3 protein-coding genes and 1 riboswitch are annotated in these 3,489 nt (G+C 39.7%); all 3 genes read right to left on the bottom strand.

Features of this window, described 5'->3' with window-relative positions; translation table 11 throughout:
- Positions 1-281: glutamine amidotransferase-related protein (locus AC1DSB_RS16545; protein ID WP_477587141.1), on the bottom strand; the 281-nt coding region annotated here is incomplete at its 3' end.
- Between the two features lie 264 nt (positions 282-545).
- Positions 546-647: riboswitch (purine riboswitch) on the bottom strand.
- A 34-nt stretch (positions 648-681) separates the two neighbouring features.
- On the bottom strand, positions 682-2,877 hold the full coding sequence (locus tag AC1DSB_RS16540; RefSeq protein WP_477532385.1) for a transglutaminase-like domain-containing protein: 2,196 nt from the start codon (positions 2,875-2,877) through the stop codon (positions 682-684).
- Positions 2,874-3,489: DUF58 domain-containing protein (locus AC1DSB_RS16535; protein WP_477587140.1), on the bottom strand; the 616-nt coding region annotated here is incomplete at its 5' end. The genes AC1DSB_RS16535 and AC1DSB_RS16540, both read right to left, overlap by 4 nt.

Genomic DNA, 3,489 nt, shown 5'->3' with positions numbered 1-3,489 from the left:
AATTGCATACCGTAGCAAATTCCTAAAATCGGAATGTTTAAATCGAAAATTGCTTGGTCAATATGGAAAGCATTTGCATCATAAACCGAATTTGGACCACCTGAGAAAATGATACCTGTTGCATTCATAGATTTAATATCTTCAGCGGTTACTGTATGCGGATGTAATTCACTGTAAACACCGAACTCACGGATACGGCGAGTGATTAACTGATTGTATTGACTACCAAAGTCAAGTACGACGATTTTTTCTTGTTCTTTCAACATAGGAGTTGCTGACAATATGGCCACCTCTTCACTTTGATTTTCGGACTCCCTTTAATATAGAAAAAACGCGTATGAAAGAAAACCTTTCTACGCGCTCTTTTGCTCTACACAAGAAAAGCTGAAACGCCACTGAAGTCTGGGACCCACCCTGAAAGAAATGAAGCGGAAAAACCGTTCCAGTTGAATATCTCAAGGTTAGGTGCAGACTGACGCTTGCTACTAGACATTTAAGTCTCTTCTCGTTAAAAAGGCGAATGCAAATAAATGTCCATAAATAGACATGGGTGCATTCGCCTTCATAGTCAAGTCATTTCCGGCGACTTGGTAGAAACATCCGAACCTTATTATCGGACATATATGAGGGCAAACCGGTCTGTATAATTTTTCTCAATTCTACAGGTTGTCCGCCTTAAAATCAACCACTGGTGCGATTGATTAAATTTTCCCAACTTTCTCTCAGTTGAAGCCATTCGTGAGACTCGATATTTTTCCCATAAAAGCCTTTTTCATAAGCTGTCGTCAATACTTTCATATCTTTTGAGCCGAAGAATGAATCCACATATTTTGCATAAGTTTGCAATGTTTGCCCTTCATTCCGTTGAATCCCATACAACTCAAGCTGTTTTAACAAACTATGGTAGCTATGCTCAAATGACTGCCAGTTATCTTTACGTAAACGGTAATAAGGAACCAAGATTTTCGGCATCCATTTTTTTCGAATCCGGAACAACATATATGAGAATAAAAGTGCGATGATGCTCCAGAAAATGATTTGTCCTTTATTGTCCGACATCCAGTCAGTAAAGTTCTGAATCATATCCGTGAATCGTTCTGAAAATGGTTTAGTTTCTCCTTTGCCTGTCGTTTCAGGTTTTTCCGGTTGCGCTGGGACAACTGGTTTTTCAGGCGTATCAGTCGAGTTTAACTCCAAATCGAAATCAATATTTCCAGTTCCACTAAAACCAATGGTCGGTTCGAATGGCATCCAGCCGATTCCTGGCAAATAAGCTTCGACCCAAGAATGGGCGTTATTATTTGTAACTTGGTACATTCTTTCCCCATCTTCAGTCCGAAGCTCTTGCCCTTCAGCGAATCCTTTAACCCACCGTGCTGGGATATCTAAAGAACGGAGCATAATAATCATGGATGTAGAGAAATTATCACAATACCCACGTTTTGTTTCAAATAGAAATTGATCTACATAGTCCTCATCTTTTTTTGGAACGGAAACATTATGTTGATCGTAAACAAAGGCGTTTTGTGGAAAATAGCGTTCAATTGCCCGAGCTTTATCATATAGATTGGTTTCATCTTTAGTAATGGTTCGAGCCAATTCCCGAACGCGTTCAGGTAATTCTTCAGGCAACTGTAAATAACGTGAAAAGTCTTGAGATAGTATAGACAAACCTTCGTGAGTCGTTGCACGTAATGCCTTTAAACTGTAAGTTGGTTCACTGAAAGCTATACTATAAGCCTTTAATTGGACTTCTTCGTTCTCCCGATAAGTCTCGATTTTTTGTGTATTGTTTGATATTGAGAATGTTGTACCTTCAGGTGCGTCCACTGTCACGGAACCATACGGATACATTAAGAATGGATATTCCAAGCTGAAATTATACTTGGCAACATCTTTATCCTCTTCAAGACCTGTTGGAATTCCTGTATCCAGCGTATCGCCTACTGTATAATTACGAATTTCATTGGAAGAAACGGATTGTTCCCATCCTTTTGATGTGTAAGTATCCTTCGTTTCAATCTTCCAATATTGCGGTGTTTGCACAATCGCTTCAAACACAACAGTATTATCTGACCTGAAAGCACCGCCTAAATTGGAGTCATCTTCACCATAGCCAATTTTCCCGATGCCAACTGCTCCTCCGGGTCCTGTACCTGCTCCTTCAGCAAACGATTGAATAAACGGGACAGGATCTTCCCATATCGGTCCGGCTTTAGGAAGTAAATAGCCGATTGAACCACTGAATGCAACTAGCATTACAAGAGGAATAACAAGAAAAACATATTTCTCCCTGGTCATGGTTACTTGATTTTGTTCCATTATTTTCGCTACTTTTAATAGCCCCGATAATAATAACCCCAGAATCATGATACGAAGAATCGCCCCATCACCTTTATACGCACTGAATGTATCCAGTGCCGCAATAAAAACAACAGTCATGAAGAAGAATAAGAAAATGTTAAAACGGATACTGATCCAGTGATGTATTAAATATGCTGTCATCCATATTAATGAGAAAAACAGCACTGTACGGAAAGAATCAGTCACTAGTGACCAGTCACGACTGAAAAGTGCACCTACATTTATCATTAATTCCCCAAACAAAAATGAAACTGCTTCGCTTGTGAAAAATACTTCGTCCGTATAAACAAATACAATGACCCAGGCAATATAAACCAGTTTTCCAGGAACCGTAAGCCACCATGGAGCCGATAAGAAACTGAATACAAAGCACAAGACGATGAAAGCTAGGAATATAGATAAATAGTTGGTTTCGGTTAACTCTAATACTGGTAATAACCATTCACGGAATAGAAAGAACACCAGTAAATAAAATAAGGCTTGTAGCCATTTATTTTGAAGTCCAATTTTCATTTGCGACCTACCTCCGTAAAGGCATTTGCGAAATGATCTTGAGAAAGCACGTGCGTGATCATTCCTCTCGAACGAGCAAGTTGATGCAATGTCATTGCTTGTTTCGATAACTTTTCGCCTTTTTTCACAACAACAAAAACAGTACATTGACGTAAGTTTTTGGCAGCTCGTGGAATTGATTCAATTAATGCTGTGGTTAATTCACCAGTAATTAGCAAAATGGATGTTGCGCTCGACATGGCTGGATCTTTCAGCAATAATTTTTCGATTGGCTGCGTCAAATCAGCTTCAACTTTAGCTAAATGAAACATCGTTCGTTGCAGCTGTTCCTCACTTTGAACAGCAGGGAAATAAAAGCGAGAGGCACCTAATGACAAGAATGCCGCACTTGCTTGGTTTCGAACAACTGCTTGTAACACTGATGCTGTCAATTCAATTTGTTCTTCAAAATTTTCCGACGGTTTTCGGTCAACCATAATGAACAAATCCTGTGACTGTCGATCTTCAAATTCTTTCGTACGTAAGGTTTGAGTGCGGGCAAATGATTTCCAATGAATCCAAGAAACCCGGTCACCCGGTTGGTAGTCCCGAACCCCTGTTGCCATCGTAGTA

Source organism: Paenisporosarcina sp. P4_E4_2 (genome assembly GCF_056401595.1).
Note: the sequence above shows the minus strand (reverse complement) of the source record. Positions and strands in the feature narration are given on the sequence as shown.